Consider the following 25,358-nt stretch of genomic DNA (forward strand, 5'->3'; position numbering starts at 1 on the left):
TGAATTTATTTTGGGTAAAGAACAAAAAGCTAATCGTTTCATTGTTTATCAAAATGGGGGAGAAGAAGAAGCTATTCGCATAAAATAAGCAATTTCGTAATAGAAAGAGCAGCATCTATTGAGATAGGCCGCAGAAGTTTTAAAATAAAATTGTGACTTACACCGCAAACTCTCCGAGCAGTCCTAACGTCTGCTCTTTTTTTGTTTGTATGTCAGTCACAAACATTTTAACTTTGTCAAAGCAAATTCATCTGACATAATACAATTAAAGTAAATGTTCGCGATGATTTATGTTAGCATAGAGAAATTTGTTAACATGTACGCAGATGCTGAGAAAGTAATGCGCAGGGTCTCGAATCACAAGTTTTAATTAAATAAGGAAGTGATGATATGATTCAATTCGACAATGTATCAAAACAATTTCCAGATGGTACTTATGCTGTGAAATCATTTGATGCAGTTATAAAAAAAGGCGAATTTTTTGTTATTATCGGACCTAGCGGCAGTGGGAAAACCACCACGCTTAAAATGATAAATCGTTTAATAGAATTGTCCGATGGTACGATTTCTATCAACGATCAAAAAATAAGTGAGTATGATATTCATGAATTGCGGTGGAACATAGGATATGTGCTTCAGCAAATCGCTCTTTTTCCGAATATGAATATTGAAGAAAATATATCAGTTGTGCCGGAATTAAAAAAGTGGAGCCGCGATAAAATTAAACAACGTGTTGATGAGCTATTAGAAATGGTTGGATTAGAGCCTGAAACATATCGTGAAAGAAAGCCTCATGAACTTTCAGGAGGTCAGCAGCAAAGAATCGGCGTGATTCGGGCCTTAGCAGCAGATCCTGAAATGATCTTAATGGATGAACCATTTAGCGCTCTCGATCCGATTACGAAAGAGAAATTGCAGGATGATATGCTGAATTTACAACGGAGAATTAAAAAAACGATTGTATTTGTCACCCATGATATACAAGAGGCATTAAAGCTTGGAGACCGGATATGCATTATGAATAATGGCGAAATTGTTCAAATCGGAACACCTGATGACATTTTGCATCGTCCTGCTAACGATTTTGTAAAAGAGTTCGTCGGAGCACAAGAAGGTATCATGAATGAGAAAATGAATCTGGAAGACATCGTACAACAAACAGAATGTGTACAGGTGAATTCGTCTGAAACTGTGCCTGTATCAACTTCGTTACATGACATTCTACATAAATTAAAACAACATGACCAAATTTTCGCAGAGCGTGATGGCGAGATTATAGGTGTGATAACCAGACAAGGATTTATACAGTATTTAGCTAATCATGTTCAAAAGAGAGGTCGGGAGAATGAATAACTTTTTAAATGATGTGATAGAAAGGAAAGGGCAGTTGGTAAACGCTTTGCTGGAACACATTCAAATTTCCCTTATTGCACTCTTTTTTGCAGTCATCATATCCATTCCCCTTGGTATTTACTTAACAAGGAAGCCCAACATATCGGAGGGTATAATAGGTGTAACGGCTGTTTTACAGACCATTCCCTCGCTTGCTCTTCTCGGGCTTTTAATTCCTATCGTCGGTATAGGCAAAGTACCTGCGATTATAGCTCTTATTGTATATGCTCTGCTTCCTATTTTAAGAAACACCTATACAGGTATTAAAGAGATTGATCCTTCGCTGATTGAGGCTGCCAGGGCTATGGGAATGAACAATCGAAAAAGGTTTTTAAAGGTAGAGCTTCCTTTGGCGATGCCGGTTATCATGGCAGGAATACGAACAGCCATGGTTTTAATCGTCGGTACTGCAACATTAGCAGCTCTTATCGGAGCGGGAGGTTTAGGCGACTTAATTCTGCTCGGAATTGATAGAAACAATACTGCTCTCATTGTTCTTGGAGCTATTCCCGCCGCAATTCTAGCTATCCTTTTTGACGTTCTGCTTCGGAGGTTAGAAAAAATGTCGTTTAAGAAAATAATAACCGGCATTGGAATAGTTGCAGCTGCAGCTTTGCTTATCATGGCTTTCTCACTTTCTTCCGGACAAGGAAACAAAAATATTGTCATCGCGGGTAAACTTGGTTCAGAGCCTGAAATATTAATTAATATGTATAAGCTCCTTATTGAACAAGAGACCGATTTACATGTCGAATTGAAACCGGGTTTGGGGAAAACTTCATTTGTGTTTAATGCATTAAGGTCTGGTGATGTAGATATTTACCCGGAATTTACCGGAACGGCTATCTCTGAATTCTTAAAAGAAACCCCTGTAAGCACGGATGAAAAACAGGTGTATGAACAAGCGAGAAAAGGGATGCATGAAAAATTCGATATGGAATTGCTGAAGCCAATGGAATATAACAATACATATGCCTTAGCAGTACCGCAGGAATTCGCAAAGAAACACAATTTGAAAACAATATCAGAATTAAAAAGTCTTCAGGAAAACATAAAGGCCGGTTTTACTTTAGAGTTTGTCGACCGGGAAGATGGATATCGCGGCATTCAGAAAACATATGGAATCACATTTTCAAATGTAGTAACGATGGAACCAAAGCTGCGGTACAATGCAATCAAAACCGGCGATATTGCTTTAGTTGATGCTTACTCAACAGACAGTGAATTAAAACAATATAAATTGTCTGTTCTTAAAGATGATAAACATGTATTTCCGCCATACCAAGGTGCACCGCTGTTAAGAAAAGAAACGGTAGAAAAATATCCGGAATTAGAAGCTGCGTTAAATAAACTTTCAGGTGAAATAACGGATAACAAGATGCGCGAAATGAATTATGAAGTGAATGTAGAAGGCAAAAGCGCAGAAGAAGCGGCTAAAGGATTTTTAAAAGAAAAAGGACTTCTTAATAGAACTTGACGACATTCGATTTTTAAAAAAGAAATAGAAAGAGTGGAGCCCTTTCAAGAAGCATTCATTTAACAAAGGAAGAGTACGGGAGTGTTCCCGGTGTATATATTAATGATACCAAGGGTTTTAGTCCTTGGTATTTTTTATGCTCTCTAGTTTTTTAATAACATTCCCTCTAAGTTAAATTCAAAGCGCATAAACATTAGGCTCATATCAGCCCTGGATTTATAGGGAGTATGAGCCTGAAAACAGTTTTCAAAATATGTTTACAAGTCTTTATCTAAATAGTTCAATTTGCAGCCAGCAAGAAAAGTTGACGCCGTATCATTCGAATTTTTAGCCGAATAGAAAAGCGCCGGTAACGGAAGATCCCATTCACGGGAAACATTGTGTTTCTAAATCAAACGGTTCAGGACATTTCCCATGCCCGCTATCTGATCACGGCGAGAGCGATGCCATATCCTTTTTCAGGAATGTAAGAGGCGGTTATTTTCATGGCCTTCCAATCTCCTTCAGATGCTCTTGTCCCGATCCCATTATGGGCCGTAAGATAATCTCCTTGACTGACCGTTTCATCAATACGCACATAATGCTGGCCCACAAGTCCGACAACATGCCATTCATCTCTTGCTGACCGTGAAAGATAATCAGCTTCCAATGCGGCATCATAGTCCGGATTTTTTTTCGGCATGCGAATCAGTTCTCCGGTTTCCTCATCAGTCACATCCTCATAAATCAAGCCGCCAAATTCGTTAGTCAAATAGCGGCCCTGCCAGATGAAGCTTGATGCTCCTGATACGAGACCTGCCGTTTCCGAAATCACTCCAAGCATATAATCTCCCACATGGGCCGGCGCGATTTTATCGCCTCTTAAAGTCACGATGGTGCCTGTATTGATTAACTGCCCGGTTGAACTCTCAAAATACTCTCCGTATCCTCTTAGGGAAGAACTGATCGCTCCCGCAAATGTTCCGTTTCCTCCTACAGAGTCAAGAAGCCATTTCATTGATTGGTGGCCTCCCGCTACGGTGTAGGGTTCTTCCAGTGTAATACTTTCAGAAGACAATATCGTTCTGGACACATTGTTTCCTTTAATATGGGCGTTGTTTGAAGCTGCGATTAATGCGCGGGAGCCTTCTGTACTGGAGCCTCCTGAAGCGCCGATGACCGCATTTCTTTCTCCTTTTGCCGTAATTTCACCGGTACCCGCGATAACGGCGCTTGTTTGATTAAACGCAAAGCCGGAGGTCGTTGCAAGCTGTGCGCCCCCCTTTAAATTGACCGGTACATGCTGGTATGTTTGGCCTTTGATGGAGACCGCCGCACTATATCCTTCTGCCTGCACGCCGAGAATGACCGCCTGATTATTGGGCGACTGGATTCCGACCGTCCCGCTATCTGCAATCATCGTTCCGTTCATGATGTTCACATTATAGAGTCCGCCGCCGATCGAGATTCCTTTTGGAGCGGAATGATAAATATCGAAGTTTGAAATTTTAATATAATCGGTTTTATTCGTTCCGCCTGATAAATTAATATCAACGCCGGCTTTTTTAAATCCCCGAATTTTAATGCCGTTAATTGCAATATTTTGACTGCGGTATTGCAAGGCCACAACAGGATTTCCGCCATAGTCATAGTCGGGATCGCCAACAGCTGTGAATCCGCTTACATTTACGTTTTTATATGCTGAAACAACCAGTGCTCTTGGGGTCACTCCTTCATATAGCGAATTGAAAACCGGTTCAATTGCTGAGCAGTCGATGAGTGTGACATCGTAAGCTGTGGTGCTTTCCGGATCTGTTGCTTGGTGATGGCCGATATGGCGAAGATCAAAAGCGCGGACATCACGATAAGAAACATGGCCGATGATATGGACATTTTGAGAGGCCGGCCACAACGCATGCGCCTTGACCTCTACTCCGCGGATGTTTCCGCTTGTAAAGTTATTCAAAAGCCACACATGCTTGGAGCCGTCGTCGATCTCTATTCCGTTTGAGTTTGATACACCCTCCGCAAACTCTGTACCGCGCGGATTTCCGGAATGGCAGTTTGAAATAAAGATGTATTCGCTGTAATGGGTGGTAATGCCGTCATCTCCTGCGCCATAAGCCACACAGTTATCGATCCAAATATATTTTGAGCCGTCTTTTGTCCAGTCGGTATCAGGCGAATGATCGTATGTCGGCGATGTAATATCAATGCCATGAAGTCCCGCATTAATGGCTTCAACATCTTTGATCCAGCCGTATTCAACTTTGGCAAATGTTAAACAGCTGGAAAACTGTCCCCCAGGGTTTCTCACTCCGCATTGTCTATCCGGATTCCAGTCTAATGACATTCCTTGGACAAAAATATTACGGTTTCCATTTTGATAATCATCATTAGTGATCACCCATTCATGTGCGGGGGTGTCTTCATGCAATTTAATCACGGTGATGCCTTTGCCTTGCCCGACAATAGTTGTCCAGGATGGAAGCTTAATCCCCTGAACCAGAAATTCTCCGGCAGGAACGTTTACTTTGACGCGCCCATTGCCGATGGCTTTGCGAAAAGCTTCCGTATTGTCCCTTCCATCTGGGACAGCGCCGAAATCTTCGACATTTACTTCCCGGGTGATTTTACACAAAAGTTTATGGTATTCTTTGTCGAGCCGTTCTTTTAAAAGTGAGGTGACCTCTCCTTCCGCCGTCACCCTTGCATCCGTAACCTCAATGTTTTGTTCAGTAACGGAATGCTTAATGAAATTTTGCATCCTTGCTTTGAGATGTTCTATTTCAGATGAATGCTCAGGGTGAGACTGCAATTTGGCGTTTAGAGACGGATCAGGATAGTTTTGATAATGAACCATTCTAAAGACACCTCTTTCTTTTGATATAAGCGCTGATTTGAAGGCAAAGCAGGCCGCCTGCCTCCTTTTGCGCTTACCCTTCAAATTCTTTATCAATCATTGAAATTCCTTTTAAATCCATATTGATTTTTAGAAATGATAATCAAAAGAAAGAAATACAGATTCCTTCCAATATCAGTTGTCTGAGTTTAGTGCCTGACTGCCCATCAGCCTAACAAGGATAACTTATTATTTTGATGTCCATTCATCAGCCAGCATCCCATAAACGATATGGTCCGCGTAACGGTCATACAGCCATTCCGCTTGTCTTATTCGCCCTTCACATACAAAACCTAATCTTTCTGGAATAGCCCTGCTTTTACTATTTCCCTCAGCAGCACGAATATCGACACGATTAAGCTTCAGTTCCTGAAAAGCATAATCGGTCAAAGCTTTCGCCGCTTTTGTCATGATTCCGTAACCTTGATATTCCTTTCCTAACCAATAACCAATGTAAGCTGTTTTATCAGTCCAATTGATTTGGTTATACCCAGCCGTACCCACAATGGAACCTTTATAAAGGATAAACGTTGTAAGGCCCTTATTTTCTGCATAACTCTTCAGGCAAGATTGAATAAAACCTTTTGTATCTTCCACACTTGTTGTCTCATCCAGCCAAGGAAGCCATTGCCGCAGATATTCTCTTGAATGATCAGTCAGTTCAAAGACTCTTTCTGCATCTTTCAACTCAGGTAATTTCAGCGAAACGTCATCATCAATTTTATACAAGAACATGATGTCTCCTCCTTATTCTTTCTCCATAAAAACACTTCTTCATTCTTGTTACCTGAACCTGCTTGGTTAGTGAAATGTTGTAAAAGATGTACTTGACATTTGTTTTTGTTAACTGGTAAACTAAAAATAATTAACCGGTTAACAAAAAGGTGAGAGGAATGATGAAATGGAGTCTCAAAAAAGACAAGAGGCCTTTAAAGCGATTGAACATTTTATGCTGCAAAGAGAGAAAAAAGCGAAGGCCCGTGATGTTATATCAAATTTGACAAATCGTGAGGAAGGGTGGAATATCACACAATTGCACATCGTCTCATTGATAAACGAATTCCCGTCGGATTCTAATAATAGTTTTCTGTCAGAACAATTGGGCCTATCTAAACCCGCTATTACGAAGTCGATTAAAAAATTAATTGACAGGGGAGTAGTGAAAGCTGAAAAGAAAGAGGACAATCTAAAAACGATTTATTACACATTGACAAATGATGGCGAAAGATTAGCAAAGGTCCATGATGAACTGCATGAGAAGGTGAAAGGCCAGTATAACGAATTGTTACATCAGTTCACCGAAAATGAACTTGACGTCATTATCAGATTTATGAACGAATGGGCAAAACGAATATAAAACAGATGAGGTGTTTCTTATGAATAAAGATCAGGTCCGTGATTTTTTAACAGAGGTTTACCAAGAAATCATTGTTAACTTACATGTTGAAAAAATTCCTCATTACTTTAGTAATCAATATATCCAAGTTACAGACGGGAAGAAGACGGATATTAATGAATTCAGAGATCACATCATCACCTTAAAAGAGATAGTGAGATCTATTGAATTATCACCTTTTTATGATTTTCTTTTTGATCAAGATAACCAAACCGCTGTACTAAGGTATACGGTAACTGTGACGAAGAAAGACGGAGCCGTCGGAGAAGTAGAGGTCATTGCGATTTTTGAATTAAATGACTTTAAAATTGTACGTTGTAACGAATTAAGCTGCCCATTACACTATAATGATCAGTTCAAAGATATAGCCACAATGAATAAAATGAATTCTTGAGTAAAGAAAGAGGTTTATCAAAAAAATCATCCTGACATAAAAAATTCAGGATGATTTCTTTTTTACTGTTCTTTTAATGTGACAGGTCTTGTTAAAGAAAGGAGTGCAAATAGTACAGCAATAACCACTATAAATCCTCCGAACCAAGCAGTGGATATAACGGATCCTGTATGTCCTAAGACAACACCGCCGATAGCAGACCCTAGGGCAATTCCAACTTGCAAAGCTGAAGTATTGAAGCTCTGCTGAATATCAGAAGAATCTGGGGCAATGCGAATCAAATAACTTTGCTGGGCGGGCGCCAGGCTCCAGCTCAGCAATCCCCAAATAACCATAACAGGCAGGAATAGAACCATTGAAAATGTGGATAAAGGAATCAAAAATAGGATAACCGCAAAAGAAACGGTTACAAGCAAAATACTTTTAAAGGACCCCAATTTATCCGCTAGTGCGCCGCCAAAAGGACCGCCGCAAACCGCTGATATTCCGAATAGGAAATAACAAATGCTGACCCAAAAAGAGTCAAGGTGCAGAGTGGCTTCTAAAAACGGCGCAAAATACGCATAAAGGGTATAGTGCCCTGCTAACGTAAACATCGTAACAAGATGCGCGCTTGCAATCTTTACGTTGGCAATCGTCTTGATCTGTTCACGGAAGGGAATCATTTGCTCTGCCGGTATTTTTTCAAAAAAGATAGAAATAATCAGCATGGAAACAAGAGATAGTACCCCAATCCCAAGAAACAGAACACGCCAGCCGAAGGAATCACTAATCAATATTCCCAGCGGCACACCAAGCGCGATGGCGGAGCTGAAGCCCATAAAAATGATACCAATCGCACGGGCTCTATATTCAGGCGCGACGATTTTAGGCGCAATTGTTAGGGAAAGAACTACAATTAACGCTGTGCTCATGGAAGCCAAAACCCTTGAAACCATAAGCAAGGAGAAATTCGGGCTGAAATAAGCTACCAAATTACTAAGGAAGAAAACAAATAGTGCAATTAAATACAAGCGCTTCCGTTCAATCTTCGCTGTGACGGCCAAAAGCAACGGTCCGGAGATGGCATAACCAAGAGCAAACACGCTGATCAACTGACCGGCGCTGACGATGGAAATGTGTAAATCTTTTGCGATCTGCGGGAGTATCCCTCCAACAATTAATTCAACTAACCCTACAGCAATAGTAGAAGCTGCAAGAAGAAAAACTTTAAAATTCATAACCGAAACTCCTTCATATCAAATTTTTAACAAATAAAAAAATCCTGATTACAAAAAAAGTGATGAACAATTTTTGTAATCAGGATTTTACGGTTCCTGGTAGACACCCTCAATCCATATTATTGAGGTTATACAATAGTAAATATAATTGTTTCTTTGCGTTCTGCAAAAGATAATAACATATATTGAAGGCATTTTCCATATGAAATGATAATTATTAGGTGAAAGGTAAAATCGGTATGAAGTTCATGAAAAGAGAAAACCGATCGATAACGACAAAAATGATTTTACAGGTGAATAAAATGATGAATTTGAAGCAGGGTTGATTATTCGCAACTCTGCTTTTTTGTTAAAGGATTTACATTATCATTTTCTTGTGTTAAATTAACCAATGACCAAATCATCCTACAAATTAGAGGTGGCGTTTATGGATATATCAAAAACAAGCCGTTTATCACTTGTCGAACAAGTCGTATCGCAAATTGAATCATTAATTCAGTCCGATACTTGGCCGGTGGGTACTCGCATCCCGCCTGAATTAGACTTAATGAAACAATTTGATGTGAGCCGCAATACATTGAGGGAGGCGATACGGGCCTTGGTTCATGCAGGACTTTTGCAAACAAAACAAGGAAGCGGAACTTTTGTCTGTTCATCCAGCATCCTCGGGGCAGCATTTTACAGACGTATCAAAAAGGCAGATCTGCTTGAGACATTAGAAGTCCGGCATGCTCTTGAACGGGAAGCTGCACAGCTAGCAGCAATAAGACGCAGTGAAGAAGATGTAGAAAAGCTGCGAAATTGTTTAGGTTCCTGCCAGGCTGCTGTTCAGAATAAAGATCGTCAACAATATGCCGAAGCAGATATTCAGCTGCATAAAGCAATCGTGCAAGCTGCACATAACAGTATTCTGAGCGATCTGTACGAGCACATGACAGAAGCTTTGCAGATATCGGTTCAAAACTTGGTTGATCTCACATCAGATGCAGGTTTTCATGAAGATATTCACAGTCAGCTTGTAACCTCAATCATTGACAAAAGAGCAGATCAGGCAATGGATGCTGTAAATCACTACATTAGCGAATTTAAAGAAACATTGCACATGGAGGAATAAAAATGAGTTTAGGTCAGGTAGAACTTAAACAAGGTAAACATGAAATAAAAACAAATCAAAGAAAAAAGATATTATTGCTTACTATAGGTATCATCTTGATAGGAGCGAATCTCAGAGCGCCTTTAACATCAGTAGGGCCTTTGATAGCATCGATTCGCGATAACTTAGGGATGTCAAATGCACTTGCCGGAACATTAACAACGGTGCCCTTGCTTGCTTTTGCATTTCTTTCGCCTTTTGTTCCTATGCTGTCACGACGGTTTGGGACCGAACTTGTATTAATGTCATCATTATTCTTATTAACTGTAGGAATCTTGTTGCGGTCACTTGCCGGGATTGGCTCTCTATTTGCCGGGACAATTTTGCTGGGGTTAGCTATTGCGGTATGCAATGTATTACTGCCAAGCTTTATTAAGCATAGGTTTTCCCGGAATTTAGGAATGATGACAGGAGTTTATTCTGTGTCTATGAATTTATGCGGGGCAATCGCTTCCGGTATCAGTATTCCGGTTGCCTCTTTATCAGGATTAGGGTGGAAGGGGGCACTGGGCTGTTGGTCCGTTCTGTCCCTCATTGCCGTTTTAATTTGGATTCCGCTATTAAAGGGCCGTGAAAAACCAATGAAAGCAGCAGGAGCAGAACCGCATCATAAATCTAACTTGTGGCGTTCTCAGATAGCTTGGAATGTCACTTTGTTTATGGGGCTGCAATCTCTTATTTTTTATACTGTCATCGCGTGGCTTCCTGAGATTCTTCAACAAAAAGGACTCAGCTCAAGTTCGGCTGGATGGATGCTTTCATTAATGCAGTTTTCTATTCTGCCTATTACTTTTATTGTTCCTATTTTAGCAGGTCGTATGAAAAATCAGCGCATATTAGTCACTATAACCGGTTTTTTATTTGTTACCGGAATAGCTGGCGTTCTCTATGGAAGTGCTGTACTCATCCCATTATGGGTTATGATGATTGGTATAGCAGGGGGATGTGCATTCAGTTTAGCTATGATGTTCTTTAGTCTGCGCACACAAAACGCACATCAAGCCGCTGCCCTTTCGGGGATGGCTCAGTCATTTGGATATCTTCTAGCAGCAATCGGTCCTTTAGTGTTCGGACTGTTACATGATGTCACACATAGTTGGACCATTCCCTTATTCATGCTGATTGTCGTATCTTTGCTTATTTTTCTATTCGGCATGGGGGCAGCAAAAGCTGAGCATATAAAAACAAAATAAGTGTCTGGCGGAGAATACGCAGATACGGTATTCGTAGATAAAAGGGATAAGCTTAGCGCTTATCCCTTTTATACTGAGCATATTGAATATCAGAAGCGAGCCGATATACTACAAGAATAACCTGATGAAAGCCATGGATATAACTCCTATAATGACTGTGGCAGATAAGCTTTTCGTCCAAAGCGCTATAAGCAAAGTGGGAAGCATAGCGAGAAGCACAGTCCAATCTAATGCAACTGCGTTTTCAGTTTCAATCAGCATGTTCTCTGCCACCAAAGCCGTAAGAATACAAATGGGGATATAGGAAAGCCATTTTAATACAACTTCAGGCAGCTGAACACTTCGCACGAAAATAAATGGGACGATACGCGGGATAACGGTTACAATCGCACAGCCAAGAATAAGCCAAAGCATTGGTAAACTCATACTCATTTATCCGTCACCACCCCAATCGTTGCTACAATAACCGTCGCCGTAATGACAGCCACATGTGAAGGAACAAAAAAGGATAATGAAACCATAGCGATGATCATATACACGACCAGTGATAAGCTGTGCTTCAGTTTTTCAGATGCGGTACTTTGCAATTGTAAGACCATCAATGCCACGAACATAGCAGTTAAAGCAAAATCTAAACCGAGCGCTTCAGGGTCAGAAATCCATTGACCCAAAAAACCGCCGAGAGTACATGAAATAATCCAGCATATATACGCTGTAATATTTAACCCATTCATCCACCTGTCGCTGAGCTTTCCGTGTGTTGCAAGTTTGTTTATGGCCACGCCAAATGACTCGTCTGTGACAAGTGATCCAATTCCGATATTTTTCATTAACGAATATCTCGTGAAATGCGGGGCTAAAGTCAGGCACAATAACAAGTGGCGCAAGTTTACGATAAACGTTGTCAGGATGATAGCTGACGAAGGACTGTTCGAAGCCAGTAAAGCACAGAAAATAAATTGAGCGGCTCCGGCATAAACCAGCAAAGATAAAAGCGTGATCTCCAGTATGCTCAGATTTGAGGAAATACCAACGATGCCAAAAGCAAATCCAATACTCATGTATCCTAACAACGTAGGGATACAGTCTTTCACTCCCTGCAAAAAGGTGTCTTCCCTTTGTACAGATTCGACTTTTTTCAATTGAGCCTCCACGATCCTTACTCTCCTTTTTACATAAATTTTTAGAGGTTATAAATATAACTACTATAAAAAAGATGAAAGAAAAGACGGCTCAATTCAATTGAACCGTTTTCCTGTAACCACATGAAACAGGTTGGAATTATGCTGCCACAATGCTGCCGCTCTTTCAGAACCAACTTCTTTGACAAGCTCTGAAAACATAAGGTCGTGTCTCATATATTCCATGGCAACAATAACAAGCGCAGGATCTTGCGTTTTTATGGCCCATGCATTTGTATTAGGTGAAAAATTAGCGATTAATACCTCTTGATTGTCTCTGGCAACAATCGTTAATCGGCCGCCGATTCGTTCTTCAGCCACTTCTGGCGACATATAATTATGATGGGTGGTTGAGCCTATTTCGATTTCCTGAGATCCAAAAAGAATCGAGAAGACAGGCAGGTTTTCATTTAAACGCCTGTCAATGTCCTTCTTAACAGCAGCGACTTGCGGCTCCCAAAGAGACAGCCACAGCTCATCTTCCGCCTTGTCTATCATATCAATCATTTCAGCAATCACATGTTCATTGCTATTGATTCTTCGAATGACATCGACGTCCTGCTCACTTTCTAAAGCAACTAATTTTTTTTCTAAATAATCAAAGGAGTTTTCGAAGTTATGCCGCAGACGGTCAATTAACTCCTTAGCTGGCAACGGTGCGTATGTTACAGGATCAGAAGGTACGGTGTGAACGGCGCCTTTATCGACTAGCTTTCCCACTACCTCATAAATCATCGACCGCGGCACACCTGACCTTTTGCTAATCTCATAGCCGGTTATCGGTGAGGTTTTTAAAAGCCCTATGTATGCTTTGCATTCATATTGAGAAAACCCCAGCTTCTGAAGTTCTTTATAAACGTCATCCATGGTATTCTCCTTTAGTGGTTAGGTATGCAACCACTATAGTAGAAGGGCAGATTATTTGTCAACAGTCCAATACCAAATAAAGTTATTTTTTGGCCATGGAAATTAAATATACCGTTCAGGCATACTAACGGTGTATTTTTATGAAACACATTTAGACGTTTAACAACTAGATACCTGCACGTTCCAGCAGGCGTCCTGAAGATTTGTATTCATGTTTAGATGTAATAAATATTTCATTAAAGGCTTTAAACAAGTTTATCGATTGACCTAAGCTAACTGATTCACTTGGTTCTCCTATATTTAACAGTAGAGCAAGCTCGTGCTTCGTTTCCTCCGGGAGGCTCCGAAAGACTCCAACGAATTGAAGGGAAAACAATATTGCATTCTTTCCTTAATGAATCGTCTTGGACATTTTTTCTGCTTATCTAAAATGCAAGATAGGGGGTGCAAGCTTTAACGAAGGTTCTGTACAGGCTTAGCGAGCCAATCATAAACAGGAGACTATTAAATAAGAAGAAAGTGAGTAATGAAAATCTTATAGCATTCTTTCTTAAAAAAATCAGAAGAAAGTGTTGACCAAATAAAATAAGCATGGTATATTATTAAACGTCGCTGATACACAGCGTAACAACAAAAATCGAAATGTTCGTCAGCATTGGGGAAGCGAAAAAGAATTTTCTCCAAAGGGTGTACAAATGTTTCAAAACGTGTATAATAAGAAAGTCGAAATGCGAAGAGATTTGCCGGATGGACAATCCGCAAAACTTCAGTTGAATCGACTGCGTTACGAAAAAAACTTCAAAAAAGTTATTGACTTTAACATCAAATGATAGTATGATAGTTAAGTCGCTTGATAAGCGCCCGTAGCTCAATTGGATAGAGCGTTTGACTACGGATCAAAAGGTTAGGGGTTCGACTCCTCTCGGGCGCGCCATTTTAATTCATGTTATATGCGGGTGTAGTTTAGTGGTAAAACCTCAGCCTTCCAAGCTGATGTCGTGAGTTCGATTCTCATCACCCGCTCCATTACAAATGATCTTTGAAAACTAAACAAGACAAAACGTACCTGTTAATTCAAAGTTTTAACATAAAAATCGCACAGCGATGTGCGTAGTCAGTCAAACTAAGGTCTGCACGATGCAGGTCACGCAGATGTTACCACAGGATGTGGCGAACTTAATCTGCGATCCATTATCGGAGAGTTTGATCCTGGCTCAGGACGAACGCTGGCGGCGTGCCTAATACATGCAAGTCGAGCGGACAGATGGGAGCTTGCTCCCTGATGTTAGCGGCGGACGGGTGAGTAACACGTGGGTAACCTGCCTGTAAGACTGGGATAACTCCGGGAAACCGGGGCTAATACCGGATGCTTGTTTGAACCGCATGGTTCAAACATAAAAGGTGGCTTCGGCTACCACTTACAGATGGACCCGCGGCGCATTAGCTAGTTGGTGAGGTAATGGCTCACCAAGGCAACGATGCGTAGCCGACCTGAGAGGGTGATCGGCCACACTGGGACTGAGACACGGCCCAGACTCCTACGGGAGGCAGCAGTAGGGAATCTTCCGCAATGGACGAAAGTCTGACGGAGCAACGCCGCGTGAGTGATGAAGGTTTTCGGATCGTAAAGCTCTGTTGTTAGGGAAGAACAAGTGCCGTTCAAATAGGGCGGCACCTTGACGGTACCTAACCAGAAAGCCACGGCTAACTACGTGCCAGCAGCCGCGGTAATACGTAGGTGGCAAGCGTTGTCCGGAATTATTGGGCGTAAAGGGCTCGCAGGCGGTTTCTTAAGTCTGATGTGAAAGCCCCCGGCTCAACCGGGGAGGGTCATTGGAAACTGGGGAACTTGAGTGCAGAAGAGGAGAGTGGAATTCCACGTGTAGCGGTGAAATGCGTAGAGATGTGGAGGAACACCAGTGGCGAAGGCGACTCTCTGGTCTGTAACTGACGCTGAGGAGCGAAAGCGTGGGGAGCGAACAGGATTAGATACCCTGGTAGTCCACGCCGTAAACGATGAGTGCTAAGTGTTAGGGGGTTTCCGCCCCTTAGTGCTGCAGCTAACGCATTAAGCACTCCGCCTGGGGAGTACGGTCGCAAGACTGAAACTCAAAGGAATTGACGGGGGCCCGCACAAGCGGTGGAGCATGTGGTTTAATTCGAAGCAACGCGAAGAACCTTACCAGGTCTTGACATCCTCTGACACCCCTAGAGATAGGGCTTCCCCTTCGGGGGCAGAGTGACAGGTGGTGCATGGTTGTCGTCAGCTCGTGTCGTGAGATGTTGGGTTAAGTCCCGCAACGAGCGCAACCCTTGATCTTAGTTGCCAGCATTCAGTTGGGCACTCTAAGGTGACTGCCGGTGACAAACCGGAGGAAGGTGGGGATGACGTCAAATCATCATGCCCCTTATGACCTGGGCTACACACGTGCTACAATGGACAGAACAAAGGGCAGCGAGACCGCGAGGTTAAGCCAATCCCACAAATCTGTTCTCAGTTCGGATCGCAGTCTGCAACTCGACTGCGTGAAGCTGGAATCGCTAGTAATCGCGGATCAGCATGCCGCGGTGAATACGTTCCCGGGCCTTGTACACACCGCCCGTCACACCACGAGAGTTTGTAACACCCGAAGTCGGTGAGGTAACCTTTATGGAGCCAGCCGCCGAAGGTGGGACAGATGATTGGGGTGAAGTCGTAACAAGGTAGCCGTATCGGAAGGTGCGGCTGGATCACCTCCTTTCTAAGGATATTTAACGGAATATAAGACCTTGGGTCTTATAAACAGTACGTTCCCTGTCTTGTTTAGTTTTGAAGGATCATTCGATTCTTCGAGATGTTGTTCTTTGAAAACTAGATAACGATAAGTAAGACATCACATTCAAAAGTAAGACCAAGAATAACTGTAGTGATTCTTTTTTAACGGTTAAGTTAGAAAGGGCGCACGGTGGATGCCTTGGCACTAGGAGCCGATGAAGGACGGGACGAACACCGATATGCTTCGGGGAGCTGTAAGCAAGCTTTGATCCGGAGATTTCCGAATGGGGAAACCCACCACTCGTAATGGAGTGGTATCCATATCTGAATACATAGGATATGAGAAGGCAGACCCGGGGAACTGAAACATCTAAGTACCCGGAGGAAGAGAAAGCAAATGCGATTCCCTGAGTAGCGGCGAGCGAAACGGGATCAGCCCAAACCAAGAGGCTTGCCTCTTGGGGTTGTAGGACACTCTATACGGAGTTACAAAGGAATGAGGTAGATGAAGAGGTCTGGAAAGGCCCGCCATAGCAGGTAACAGCCCTGTAGTCAAAACTTCGTTCTCTCCAGAGTGGATCCTGAGTACGGCGGAACACGTGAAATTCCGTCGGAATCCGGGAGGACCATCTCCCAAGGCTAAATACTCCCTAGTGACCGATAGTGAACCAGTACCGTGAGGGAAAGGTGAAAAGCACCCCGGAAGGGGAGTGAAACAGATCCTGAAACCGTGTGCCTACAAGTAGTCAGAGCCCGTTAACGGGTGATGGCGTGCCTTTTGTAGAATGAACCGGCGAGTTACGATCCCGTGCAAGGTTAAGCAGAAGATGCGGAGCCGCAGCGAAAGCGAGTCTGAATAGGGCGCATGAGTACGTGGTCGTAGACCCGAAACCAGGTGATCTACCCATGTCCAGGGTGAAGTTCAGGTAACACTGAATGGAGGCCCGAACCCACGCACGTTGAAAAGTGCGGGGATGAGGTGTGGGTAGGGGTGAAATGCCAATCGAACCTGGAGATAGCTGGTTCTCTCCGAAATAGCTTTAGGGCTAGCCTTAAGGTAAGAGTCTTGGAGGTAGAGCACTGATTGGACTAGGGGCCCCTACCGGGTTACCGAATTCAGTCAAACTCCGAATGCCAATGACTTATCCTTAGGAGTCAGACTGCGAGTGATAAGATCCGTAGTCGAAAGGGAAACAGCCCAGACCGCCAGCTAAGGTCCCAAAGTATACGTTAAGTGGAAAAGGATGTGGAGTTGCTTAGACAACCAGGATGTTGGCTTAGAAGCAGCCACCATTTAAAGAGTGCGTAATAGCTCACTGGTCGAGTGACTCTGCGCCGAAAATGTACCGGGGCTAAACGTATCACCGAAGCTGCGGACTGTTCTTCGAACAGTGGTAGGAGAGCGTTCTAAGGGCTGTGAAGCCAGACCGGAAGGACTGGTGGAGCGCTTAGAAGTGAGAATGCCGGTATGAGTAGCGAAAGAGGGGTGAGAATCCCCTCCACCGAATGCCTAAGGTTTCCTGAGGAAGGCTCGTCCGCTCAGGGTAAGTCGGGACCTAAGCCGAGGCCGAAAGGCGTAGGCGATGGACAACAGGTTGATATTCCTGTACCACCTCCTCACCATTTGAGCAATGGGGGGACGCAGGAGGATAGGGTAAGCGCGGTATTGGATATCCGCGTCCAAGCAGTTAGGCTGGGAAATAGGCAAATCCGTTTCCCATAAGGCTGAGCTGTGATGGCGAGCGAATTATAGTAGCGAAGTTCCTGATTCCACACTGCCAAGAAAAGCCTCTAGCGAGGTGAGAGGTGCCCGTACCGCAAACCGACACAGGTAGGCGAGGAGAGAATCCTAAGGTGATCGAGAGAACTCTCGTTAAGGAACTCGGCAAAATGACCCCGTAACTTCGGGAGAAGGGGTGCTCTGTTAGGGTGCAAGCCCGAGAGAGCCGCAGTGAATAGGCCCAGGCGACTGTTTAGCAAAAACACAGGTCTCTGCGAAGCCGTAAGGCGAAGTATAGGGGCTGACGCCTGCCCGGTGCTGGAAGGTTAAGAGGAGCGCTTAGCGTAAGCGAAGGTGCGAATTGAAGCCCCAGTAAACGGCGGCCGTAACTATAACGGTCCTAAGGTAGCGAAATTCCTTGTCGGGTAAGTTCCGACCCGCACGAAAGGCGCAACGATCTGGGCACTGTCTCAACGAGAGACTCGGTGAAATTATAGTACCTGTGAAGATGCAGGTTACCCGCGACAGGACGGAAAGACCCCGTGGAGCTTTACTGCAGCCTGATATTGAATGTTGGTACAGCTTGTACAGGATAGGTAGGAGCCTTGGAAACCGGAGCGCCAGCTTCGGTGGAGGCATCGGTGGGATACTACCCTGGCTGTATTGACCTTCTAACCCGCCGCCCTTATCGGGCGGGGAGACAGTGTCAGGTGGGCAGTTTGACTGGGGCGGTCGCCTCCTAAAGAGTAACGGAGGCGCCCAAAGGTTCCCTCAGAATGGTTGGAAATCATTCGCAGAGTGTAAAGGCACAAGGGAGCTTGACTGCGAGACCTACAAGTCGAGCAGGGACGAAAGTCGGGCTTAGTGATCCGGTGGTTCCGCATGGAAGGGCCATCGCTCAACGGATAAAAGCTACCCCGGGGATAACAGGCTTATCTCCCCCAAGAGTCCACATCGACGGGGAGGTTTGGCACCTCGATGTCGGCTCATCGCATCCTGGGGCTGTAGTCGGTCCCAAGGGTTGGGCTGTTCGCCCATTAAAGCGGTACGCGAGCTGGGTTCAGAACGTCGTGAGACAGTTCGGTCCCTATCCGTCGCGGGCGCAGGAAATTTGAGAGGAGCTGTCCTTAGTACGAGAGGACCGGGATGGACGCACCGCTGGTGTACCAGTTGTTCTGCCAAGGGCATCGCTGGGTAGCTATGTGCGGACGGGATAAGTGCTGAAAGCATCTAAGCATGAAGCCCCCCTCAAGATGAGATTTCCCATTCCGCAAGGAAGTAAGATCCCTGAAAGATGATCAGGTTGATAGGTCTGAGGTGGAAGTGTGGCGACACATGGAGCTGACAGATACTAATCGATCGAGGACTTAACCACACTTTTGAATTAGTGCTTACGCGTTATCTAGTTTTGAGAGAACACTCTCAAATTGTTTGGTGGCGATAGCGAAGAGGTCACACCCGTTCCCATACCGAACACGGTAGTTAAGCTCTTCAGCGCCGATGGTAGTCGGGGGCTTCCCCCTGTGAGAGTAGGACGCCGCCAAGCTTTTGTTTTTAAAAAACATATTTTATCATCGCGGGGTGGAGCAGTTCGGTAGCTCGTCGGGCTCATAACCCGAAGGTCGCAGGTTCAAATCCTGCCCCCGCAACCAAATTTATTCACTACATAAAAGTGAAATATGGTCCGGTAGTTCAGTTGGTTAGAATGCCTGCCTGTCACGCAGGAGGTCGCGGGTTCGAGTCCCGTCCGGACCGCCATTTTTTATTGTAAACGAAACGATCAGTTTTCGTTTTTTTTGTGTTTTCTTTTATAAGAATCATCAGCTTGGTTTATTGCCAAGCTTTCTTTATATCGACAAAGTCTTGGACATTAGAACATAATTCGATACACTAGAAGCAGTACACATGCAAAAGTATGGCGGAAAGGAGGTAGTAGTATGGATGAGTTTGACCTGATACATAGTATCACTCCACCGACAATCCATCATTCTTCCGTTGACGTAGGGATTGGTGATGACGCCGCCGTTTATACTGCAAATAGAGGGGTTCAGGAAATTGTGTGCGTCGATACGATGGTCGAGGATGTCCATTTCAAATTGGATTATTCCAGCCCTCAAGATATCGGTTATAAGGCTCTGGCTGTCAATATCAGTGACATTGCCGCCATGGGAGGATTTCCTAAGTTCTATTTGGTTTCTATTGCAGTCCCCACAACGTGGCAGGCATCAGATGTAAGAGCAATGTATGAAGGAATGAATGAACTGGCGAAACTATACCAGATGGATCTGATTGGCGGAGATTCAGTTTCTACTTCGGATAAATTAGTGGTCACTGTGACTGTGATTGGTGAAGTCGAGCAAGGACGGGCGTGTTTGCGAAGTTCGGCTAAGCCGAATGATATTGTGTTTGTGACAGGTGAACTAGGTTGCTCTGCCGCAGGTCTTTCTCTGTTATTAGAAGAGTTTTTTCCTCCTGTATCTATTGAAACGGCTCATTTTATTAAAAGGCATAAACGGCCGGAACCAAGAGTGATGGCTGGAAGGTTATGTTCGACATTTGAGCGTGTGGCTTTAAATGATATAAGCGATGGATTGGCCAGTGAATTAAATGAAATTGCGGAAGCCAGCTCAGTTACAATTGAAATTGAAGAAAGTCTGCTTCCAGTCCGCCAAGATTTGTCCAAACTTCATCCTCAATGGCAGAAGTGGGCATTATTTGGCGGAGAGGATTTTGAACTTACCGGAACCATTTCAAACCTTGAGTGGGACTTGTTAAAGGAGCAGTGCAAAAAGCTCTGCATCCCTATAAAACAAATAGGGGTAGTAATTGAGAATACAGGAAGCAGTGTAATATTGAATACAGGAAGCCAAAGGATGGCACTTGAGAAAAAAGGATATAATCATTTTAGATAAGACGGGTGATTTACAGTGAAGCAATTAACATGGAAAACAAAAAATCCCGAAGAGACAAAAGCAATTGCAAAGCTCACTGCTTCGTTTTCAAGACCGGGAGATGTCCTGACATTAGAAGGCGATTTAGGTGCAGGAAAAACCACTTTTACAAAAGGTTTTGCTGAAGGTCTAGGAATTAGTCGTGTAGTGAACAGCCCGACTTTCACTATTATTAAAGAATATAATGATGGCTCGCTTCCTTTATATCATATGGATGTGTATAGAATGGAAGACGAGAGTGAGGATTTAGGCCTGGAAGAATATTTTGAAGGGCAAGGTGTGTGTCTGGTTGAATGGGCTCATTTAATTCATGATCAGCTGCCCCATGACCGTCTGGAAATTGTGCTGAAAAGAGTCGGAGATGAAGAAAGAGAAATTACCTTCACGGCCGTTGGAAAACGGTATGAAACGCTTTGTGAGGAGATCAATAAACATGACAATATTAGCAATTGATACGTCGAACTACACGCTGGGTATAGCCCTGGTACAGGAAACGAAAGTGGTTGCGGAGTATATTACATATCTTAAAAAAAATCATTCTGTAAGAGCCATGCCTGCTGTACATGCTCTTTTGAACGATTGTGATTTGAAGCCTGAGGATATTTCTAAGGTTGTTGTTGCAAAAGGGCCTGGCTCATATACCGGGGTCAGAATAGGGGTTACACTTGCTAAAACACTGGCATGGTCTTTAAATGTTCCTATTTCTTCTGTATCAAGTTTAGAAGCGTTAGCTGCGAACGGTCGTTATTTCAATGGTTTGATCAGCCCTTTATTTGATGCAAGACGAGGACAGGTGTATACGGGGCTGTATGAATATAAAGACGGCCTTCTGCATCCTGTCGTTCCAGACCGGAATGTGCTGATGACTGAGTGGCTCGGGATGTTAAAAGAAAAAGGACAGCAAGTATTATTTTTGGGACATGATACAGCGATTCATGATCAGACGATTCAAGATATATTGGCTCATCAAGCGGTTATGGGAGATACTGTCCTTCACAATCCGCGGCCTTCAGAATTGGCTTATTTAGGTGCTGAAAAAGAGGCCGAGGACGTTCATCAGCTTGTTCCGGATTATTTGCGTCTTGCTGAGGCGGAAGCGAAATGGATCGAAAGTCAAAAATAGGGTGATGTGATGAAAACAAAATCAGCGATTAGAAAAATGCAGCTCGATGATATTGATGAAGTATATGAAATTGAATCGGCTTCCTTTACGTCTCCCTGGACGAAGGAGTCTTTTTACCATGAACTCTTGGAAAATTCATATGCCCATTACCTTGTCATTGAAAAAGATGGCTGTCTGGCAGGTTATTGCGGGATTTGGATTGTGATGGATGACGCACAAATTACGAATATCGCCATCAAGTCTGAATATAGAGGGCAATCTTTAGGAGAGGCTCTTTTTCGTTCGGCGCTTGAACTATGTAAAGAGAAGGAAGTGAGACGGCTTTCACTAGAAGTAAGAGTCTCGAATCATCCTGCCCAAGGCTTATATAAAAAGTGCGGTCTTCAGCCTGGCGGAATCAGAAAAAACTATTATACGGATAACGGGGAAGATGCGTTAATTATGTGGGTGACAATAAATGAATGAGCAAAAAGATTTATATGTATTAGGAATTGAAACAAGCTGTGATGAAACTGCGGCTTCTATTGTTAAAAATGGGAGAGAAATCGTATCGAATGTTGTTGCCTCTCAAATTGAAAGCCATAAACGTTTTGGAGGAGTGGTGCCTGAAATTGCCTCAAGGCATCATGTTGAACAAATTACGCTTGTTATAGAGGAAACATTCCGTAAAGCAGGCATGACATTTTCTGATATTGATGCGATTGCTGTTACAGAAGGACCTGGGCTTGTAGGGGCGCTATTGATTGGAGTCAATGCGGCCAAGGCTTTGAGCTTTGCCCACAATATTCCTTTAATCGGAGTTCATCATATAGCCGGTCATATTTATGCGAACAGGCTGATTGAGGAGCTTGTCTTTCCGGCATTGGCGCTGGTTGTTTCTGGCGGACATACTGAGCTGGTTTATATGAAAGAGCATGGTTCATTTGAAGTCATCGGGGAAACACTTGATGATGCTGCAGGCGAAGCTTATGATAAAGTGGCCAGAACAATGGGGCTTTCATATCCGGGAGGTCCCCAAATTGACAAGCTTGCTGAGAAAGGAACTGCGAATATTCCGCTGCCTCGCGCATGGCTTGAAGAAGGGTCCTATCATTTTAGCTTCAGCGGTTTGAAATCAGCTGTGATTAATACGCTTCATAATGCAGCTCAGAAAGGGCAGGTTATTTCTCCTGAAGACCTTTCCGCCAGCTTTCAGGAAAGCGTAATCGATGTGCTTGTGACAAAAACGGCACGTGCAGCGAAGGAGTACGGCGTTAAACAGGTTCTTCTTGCGGGAGGAGTGGCTGCCAACCGAGGCTTGAGGGCTGCATTACAGGAAGAATTTGATCAGCATAGTGATATCGATCTGTTAATTCCTCCGCTTTATTTATGTACTGATAATGCGGCAATGATTGCTGCTGCCGGTACGATTGCATATGAAAAAGGAATACGGGGCACTTACTATATGAACGGTCAGCCCGGACTTGAATTGATATCCTTTGAAAGTCTCACAAGATAATGTGAGGCTTTTATTTTATTAACAGATAATTCTTAATTATCCACAATGGTGTGAATAATTATTAAACTAAAGGTGGATAAAGAGATTGTAGCTTGTTAGTAACGGGGATAAAATCAGAATATTTTGTGGATATTGTGTATAAAACGCTTTCTTTCTTGATTGGAAAGGCATTTTTTTGTGGATAAAAAAACACCTCTAAAAAGAGGTGCTTGACTTTTTTATATGTCTTCTGTGGACAGTTCTTCCCATTCTGCAAGCAGGTTTTCCAGGTTGTGATTCAAATTTTCATTGTCTGCATGAATGGCTTGGACTTTCTCGTGATTTTGATATACTTCAGGGTCACAAAGCATTTCTTCGTTGTGGCTGATTTTTTCTTCTATCTCTGATACATTTGATTCAATTTCTTCGATGCGTCTGATTCTTTGGCGTTCTTTCTTTTTCCACTCTTTTTCTTCTTCATATGATCGTTTTGATTCAGATTTTCCGGCGGCCGGGCTCTGTACTTGTTCGGCTGTCTGCTGCTCTAATTCTTCTAGTTGGCGCTGCTGTGTTTTTTTCTCGGTATAGTAGTCATAGTCTCCAAGGAACTCTTCAACATTGTTTCTGGACAGTTCAAATACTCTTGTTGCGATTCGGTTTATAAAATAACGATCGTGAGAGACAAATAAAAGAGTGCCCGGATAGTCGATCAGTGCATTCTCAAGTACTTCTTTGCTATCTAAATCAAGATGGTTCGTCGGTTCATCAAGAATAAGAAAATTGGCCTTTTGAAGCATCAGCTTTGCCAATGCGACTCTGGCTTTTTCACCGCCGCTTAGTGAATGGACTGGTTTCAGGACATCATCTCCTGAGAATAAGAAATTCCCAAGGCATGTTCGAATCTCTTTCTCTGCAAGCTCCGGATATTCGTCCCATAGCTCGTCCAGTACGCGTTTAGATGATGTCAATTTGGCCTGTTCCTGATCGTAGTAACCGATACTGACATTTGACCCGTAGGAAATCGTTCCTTTATCCGGCTCAAGTGTTTTGATCAATGTTTTTAATAAGGTTGATTTTCCGATTCCATTCGGGCCGACAAGTGCGGCGCTTTCTCCTCTTGTGATGCTGAACGTCAGTCCGGTGAGGAGCGCCGGCTGGTCCTTATAGCTGATGGTGAGGTCTTGGGCACGTAAGACGTCATTTCCGCTTTGCTTTGTTATTTCGAAACGGAAAGCGGCTGTTTTTTCGTCACCTAACGGCCTAGACATGACGTCCATCCGTTCAAGCTGCTTCCGTCTGCTTTGTGCTCGTTTTGTTGTAGAAGCTCTGGCCAGGTTCCGGTCCACAAAGTCTTGCAGCTTGGCGATTTCACCTTGCTGTTTTTCGAACATTTTCAGATCCTTTTCATACTGCTCGGCTTTTTGTTCTAAATAGGCACTGTAGTTGCCGTGATATTTTTTGCTTTCTGAGCGTGAGACCTCGTACACTTGATTGACCACTTTATCAAGAAAGTAGCGGTCATGGGAAACGATAAGGATGGCGCCTTTATAGCCCTGTAAGTAGTGTTCAAGCCACGTCAGCGTATCAATATCGAGGTGGTTGGTCGGTTCATCCAGGATAAGCAAATCGGGCTGTGTTAACAGCAGCTTCCCCAATGCAAGTCTTGTCTTTTGCCCGCCGCTGAGACTCTGTACTTGTGCGGTATCGTCAAAATGGCTAAAGCCGAGCCCGTGCAGCACAGATCTTACGTCTGCTTCATATTGATAGCCGCCTTTGTCTTTAAAGTCCTGCTGAAGCCTGTCATAGGTTTTCATCAGAGCTTCAAGGTCATTTGCTTCAGCGGTCGCCATTTTTTCTTCAATGAGACGCATTTCTGTTTCCATCTCTTTTAGGAAATCAAATACCGTCAGCAATTCCTCTTTTATGGTAAGCTGAGAATCCAGGCTTGTGTGCTGCGCAAGATAACCCATGGATAAATCTTTAGGTTTCACGATTTCGCCCTTTTCATATGACAGCTGACCTGCGATAATTTTAAGGAGAGTCGATTTTCCGGCTCCGTTTCTGCCTACGATGGCAATTCGATCCCGGGATCTGACTTCCAGCTTTATATTGGTTAAAATAGTATCAGCTCCAAAAGACTTGGATAGCTGATTAACTTGTAAGATCATCATGTTATTT

18 protein-coding genes, 4 tRNA genes, 3 rRNA genes and 1 riboswitch are annotated in these 25,358 nt (G+C 43.5%); of the genes, 18 read left to right on the plus strand and 7 right to left on the minus strand.

Annotated elements, in window-relative coordinates:
- Positions 1 to 390: 390 nt before the first annotated feature.
- Together AAHT65_RS10005 and opuFB are read left to right on the plus strand one after the other, a co-directional pair.
- Entirely contained in the window at positions 391 to 1,353 is a 963-nt protein-coding gene (locus tag AAHT65_RS10005; RefSeq protein WP_088116605.1) for an ABC transporter ATP-binding protein, read from the plus strand.
- On the plus strand, positions 1,346 to 2,869 hold the full coding sequence (gene opuFB, locus AAHT65_RS10010; protein WP_088116606.1) for an osmoprotectant update ABC transporter permease/substrate-binding subunit OpuFB: 1,524 nt from the start codon (positions 1,346 to 1,348) through the stop codon (positions 2,867 to 2,869). Before AAHT65_RS10005 ends, opuFB begins: the two co-directional genes overlap by 8 nt.
- Positions 2,870 to 3,290: 421 nt before the next feature.
- Here the strand turns inward: opuFB and AAHT65_RS10015 are convergent, their stop codons facing one another.
- Both AAHT65_RS10015 and AAHT65_RS10020 read right to left on the minus strand, forming a co-directional pair.
- Positions 3,291 to 5,711, minus strand: a complete 2,421-nt coding sequence (locus AAHT65_RS10015; protein ID WP_343311440.1) for a peptidase G2 autoproteolytic cleavage domain-containing protein — start codon at positions 5,709 to 5,711, stop codon at positions 3,291 to 3,293.
- Positions 5,712 to 5,939: 228 nt separating this feature from the next.
- Positions 5,940 to 6,485, minus strand: coding sequence for a GNAT family N-acetyltransferase (locus tag AAHT65_RS10020; protein ID WP_010787697.1), 546 nt, complete (start codon positions 6,483 to 6,485; stop codon positions 5,940 to 5,942).
- A 166-nt stretch (positions 6,486 to 6,651) separates the two neighbouring features.
- Between AAHT65_RS10020 and AAHT65_RS10025 the strand changes: the two genes are divergently transcribed.
- Both AAHT65_RS10025 and AAHT65_RS10030 read left to right on the plus strand, forming a co-directional pair.
- Positions 6,652 to 7,107, plus strand: a complete 456-nt coding sequence (locus AAHT65_RS10025) for a MarR family transcriptional regulator (protein ID WP_004430706.1) — start codon at positions 6,652 to 6,654, stop codon at positions 7,105 to 7,107.
- A gap of 19 nt (positions 7,108 to 7,126) precedes the next feature.
- The gene (locus AAHT65_RS10030; protein WP_343311441.1) at positions 7,127 to 7,540 is read left to right on the plus strand and encodes a nuclear transport factor 2 family protein; all 414 of its coding nucleotides are present in this window, start codon (positions 7,127 to 7,129) and stop codon (positions 7,538 to 7,540) included.
- A 62-nt stretch (positions 7,541 to 7,602) separates the two neighbouring features.
- On the opposite strand, the gene AAHT65_RS10035 is transcribed toward AAHT65_RS10030, so the two are convergent.
- Entirely contained in the window at positions 7,603 to 8,760 is a 1,158-nt protein-coding gene (locus tag AAHT65_RS10035) for an MFS transporter (RefSeq protein WP_315916498.1), read from the minus strand.
- A 56-nt stretch (positions 8,761 to 8,816) separates the two neighbouring features.
- Positions 8,817 to 8,916: riboswitch (purine riboswitch) on the minus strand.
- A gap of 271 nt (positions 8,917 to 9,187) precedes the next feature.
- Between AAHT65_RS10035 and AAHT65_RS10040 the strand changes: the two genes are divergently transcribed.
- A complete protein-coding gene (locus tag AAHT65_RS10040; protein WP_088116612.1) occupies positions 9,188 to 9,874 on the plus strand; it encodes a FadR/GntR family transcriptional regulator in 687 nt (228 codons plus the stop codon).
- 2 nt (positions 9,875 to 9,876) lie between these two features.
- Complete coding sequence (locus AAHT65_RS10045; protein ID WP_088116613.1) at positions 9,877 to 11,106, plus strand: CynX/NimT family MFS transporter; 1,230 nt, start codon at positions 9,877 to 9,879, stop codon at positions 11,104 to 11,106.
- Positions 11,107 to 11,214: 108 nt separating this feature from the next.
- Here the strand turns inward: AAHT65_RS10045 and AAHT65_RS10050 are convergent, their stop codons facing one another.
- The 3 genes from AAHT65_RS10050 to AAHT65_RS10060 all read right to left on the minus strand — a co-directional run bounded on the left by AAHT65_RS10050 (position 11,215) and on the right by AAHT65_RS10060 (position 13,154).
- Positions 11,215 to 11,538: an AzlD domain-containing protein gene (locus tag AAHT65_RS10050; protein ID WP_063638852.1), complete on the minus strand. Its 324-nt coding sequence runs from the start codon at positions 11,536 to 11,538 to the stop codon at positions 11,215 to 11,217.
- Complete coding sequence (locus tag AAHT65_RS10055; RefSeq protein WP_425524851.1) at positions 11,535 to 12,260, minus strand: AzlC family ABC transporter permease; 726 nt, start codon at positions 12,258 to 12,260, stop codon at positions 11,535 to 11,537. The genes AAHT65_RS10050 and AAHT65_RS10055 overlap by 4 nt, the downstream gene beginning before the upstream one ends.
- Before the next feature lie 84 nt (positions 12,261 to 12,344).
- Positions 12,345 to 13,154: a TrmB family transcriptional regulator gene (locus AAHT65_RS10060; RefSeq protein WP_010787704.1), complete on the minus strand. Its 810-nt coding sequence runs from the start codon at positions 13,152 to 13,154 to the stop codon at positions 12,345 to 12,347.
- 857 nt (positions 13,155 to 14,011) lie between these two features.
- Between AAHT65_RS10060 and AAHT65_RS10065 the strand changes: the two genes are divergently transcribed.
- From AAHT65_RS10065 to tsaD, 12 genes are all read left to right on the plus strand, one after another.
- Positions 14,012 to 14,088: transfer RNA gene (locus AAHT65_RS10065), tRNA-Arg, on the plus strand.
- An 18-nt stretch (positions 14,089 to 14,106) separates the two neighbouring features.
- Positions 14,107 to 14,180 (plus strand) — tRNA-Gly (locus AAHT65_RS10070).
- Positions 14,181 to 14,345: 165 nt separating this feature from the next.
- Positions 14,346 to 15,895, plus strand: a 16S ribosomal RNA gene (locus AAHT65_RS10075).
- Between the two features lie 181 nt (positions 15,896 to 16,076).
- Positions 16,077 to 19,004, plus strand: a 23S ribosomal RNA gene (locus AAHT65_RS10080).
- A gap of 55 nt (positions 19,005 to 19,059) precedes the next feature.
- Positions 19,060 to 19,175 (plus strand): 5S ribosomal RNA (gene rrf / locus AAHT65_RS10085).
- Together the 16S, 23S and 5S rRNA genes with 4 tRNA genes alongside form the textbook arrangement of a ribosomal RNA operon.
- Before the next feature lie 29 nt (positions 19,176 to 19,204).
- Positions 19,205 to 19,281 (plus strand) — tRNA-Met (locus AAHT65_RS10090).
- Positions 19,282 to 19,310: 29 nt separating this feature from the next.
- Positions 19,311 to 19,387: transfer RNA gene (locus AAHT65_RS10095), tRNA-Asp, on the plus strand.
- A gap of 179 nt (positions 19,388 to 19,566) precedes the next feature.
- Positions 19,567 to 20,541: a thiamine-phosphate kinase gene (thiL, locus tag AAHT65_RS10100; protein WP_343311442.1), complete on the plus strand. Its 975-nt coding sequence runs from the start codon at positions 19,567 to 19,569 to the stop codon at positions 20,539 to 20,541.
- A gap of 15 nt (positions 20,542 to 20,556) precedes the next feature.
- A complete protein-coding gene (gene tsaE, locus AAHT65_RS10105; protein WP_010787707.1) occupies positions 20,557 to 21,033 on the plus strand; it encodes a tRNA (adenosine(37)-N6)-threonylcarbamoyltransferase complex ATPase subunit type 1 TsaE in 477 nt (158 codons plus the stop codon).
- Positions 21,014 to 21,703 (plus strand): tRNA (adenosine(37)-N6)-threonylcarbamoyltransferase complex dimerization subunit type 1 TsaB, encoded by a 690-nt coding sequence (tsaB, locus tag AAHT65_RS10110; RefSeq protein WP_343311443.1) that lies wholly within the window; start codon positions 21,014 to 21,016, stop codon positions 21,701 to 21,703. The genes tsaE and tsaB overlap by 20 nt, the downstream gene beginning before the upstream one ends.
- A 9-nt stretch (positions 21,704 to 21,712) precedes the next feature.
- Positions 21,713 to 22,168: a ribosomal protein S18-alanine N-acetyltransferase gene (gene rimI, locus AAHT65_RS10115; RefSeq protein WP_343311444.1), complete on the plus strand. Its 456-nt coding sequence runs from the start codon at positions 21,713 to 21,715 to the stop codon at positions 22,166 to 22,168.
- Positions 22,161 to 23,201, plus strand: coding sequence for a tRNA (adenosine(37)-N6)-threonylcarbamoyltransferase complex transferase subunit TsaD (tsaD, locus tag AAHT65_RS10120; RefSeq protein WP_343311445.1), 1,041 nt, complete (start codon positions 22,161 to 22,163; stop codon positions 23,199 to 23,201). Before rimI ends, tsaD begins: the two co-directional genes overlap by 8 nt.
- Positions 23,202 to 23,419: 218 nt before the next feature.
- Here tsaD and AAHT65_RS10125 read toward each other — a convergent pair whose 3' ends face one another.
- Positions 23,420 to 25,351: an ABC-F family ATP-binding cassette domain-containing protein gene (locus AAHT65_RS10125; RefSeq protein WP_088116617.1), complete on the minus strand. Its 1,932-nt coding sequence runs from the start codon at positions 25,349 to 25,351 to the stop codon at positions 23,420 to 23,422.
- Between the last annotated feature and the right edge of the window lie 7 nt (positions 25,352 to 25,358).

The organism is Bacillus atrophaeus, from assembly GCF_039519175.1.
Classification (GTDB): Bacteria; Bacillota; Bacilli; order Bacillales; family Bacillaceae; genus Bacillus; species Bacillus atrophaeus.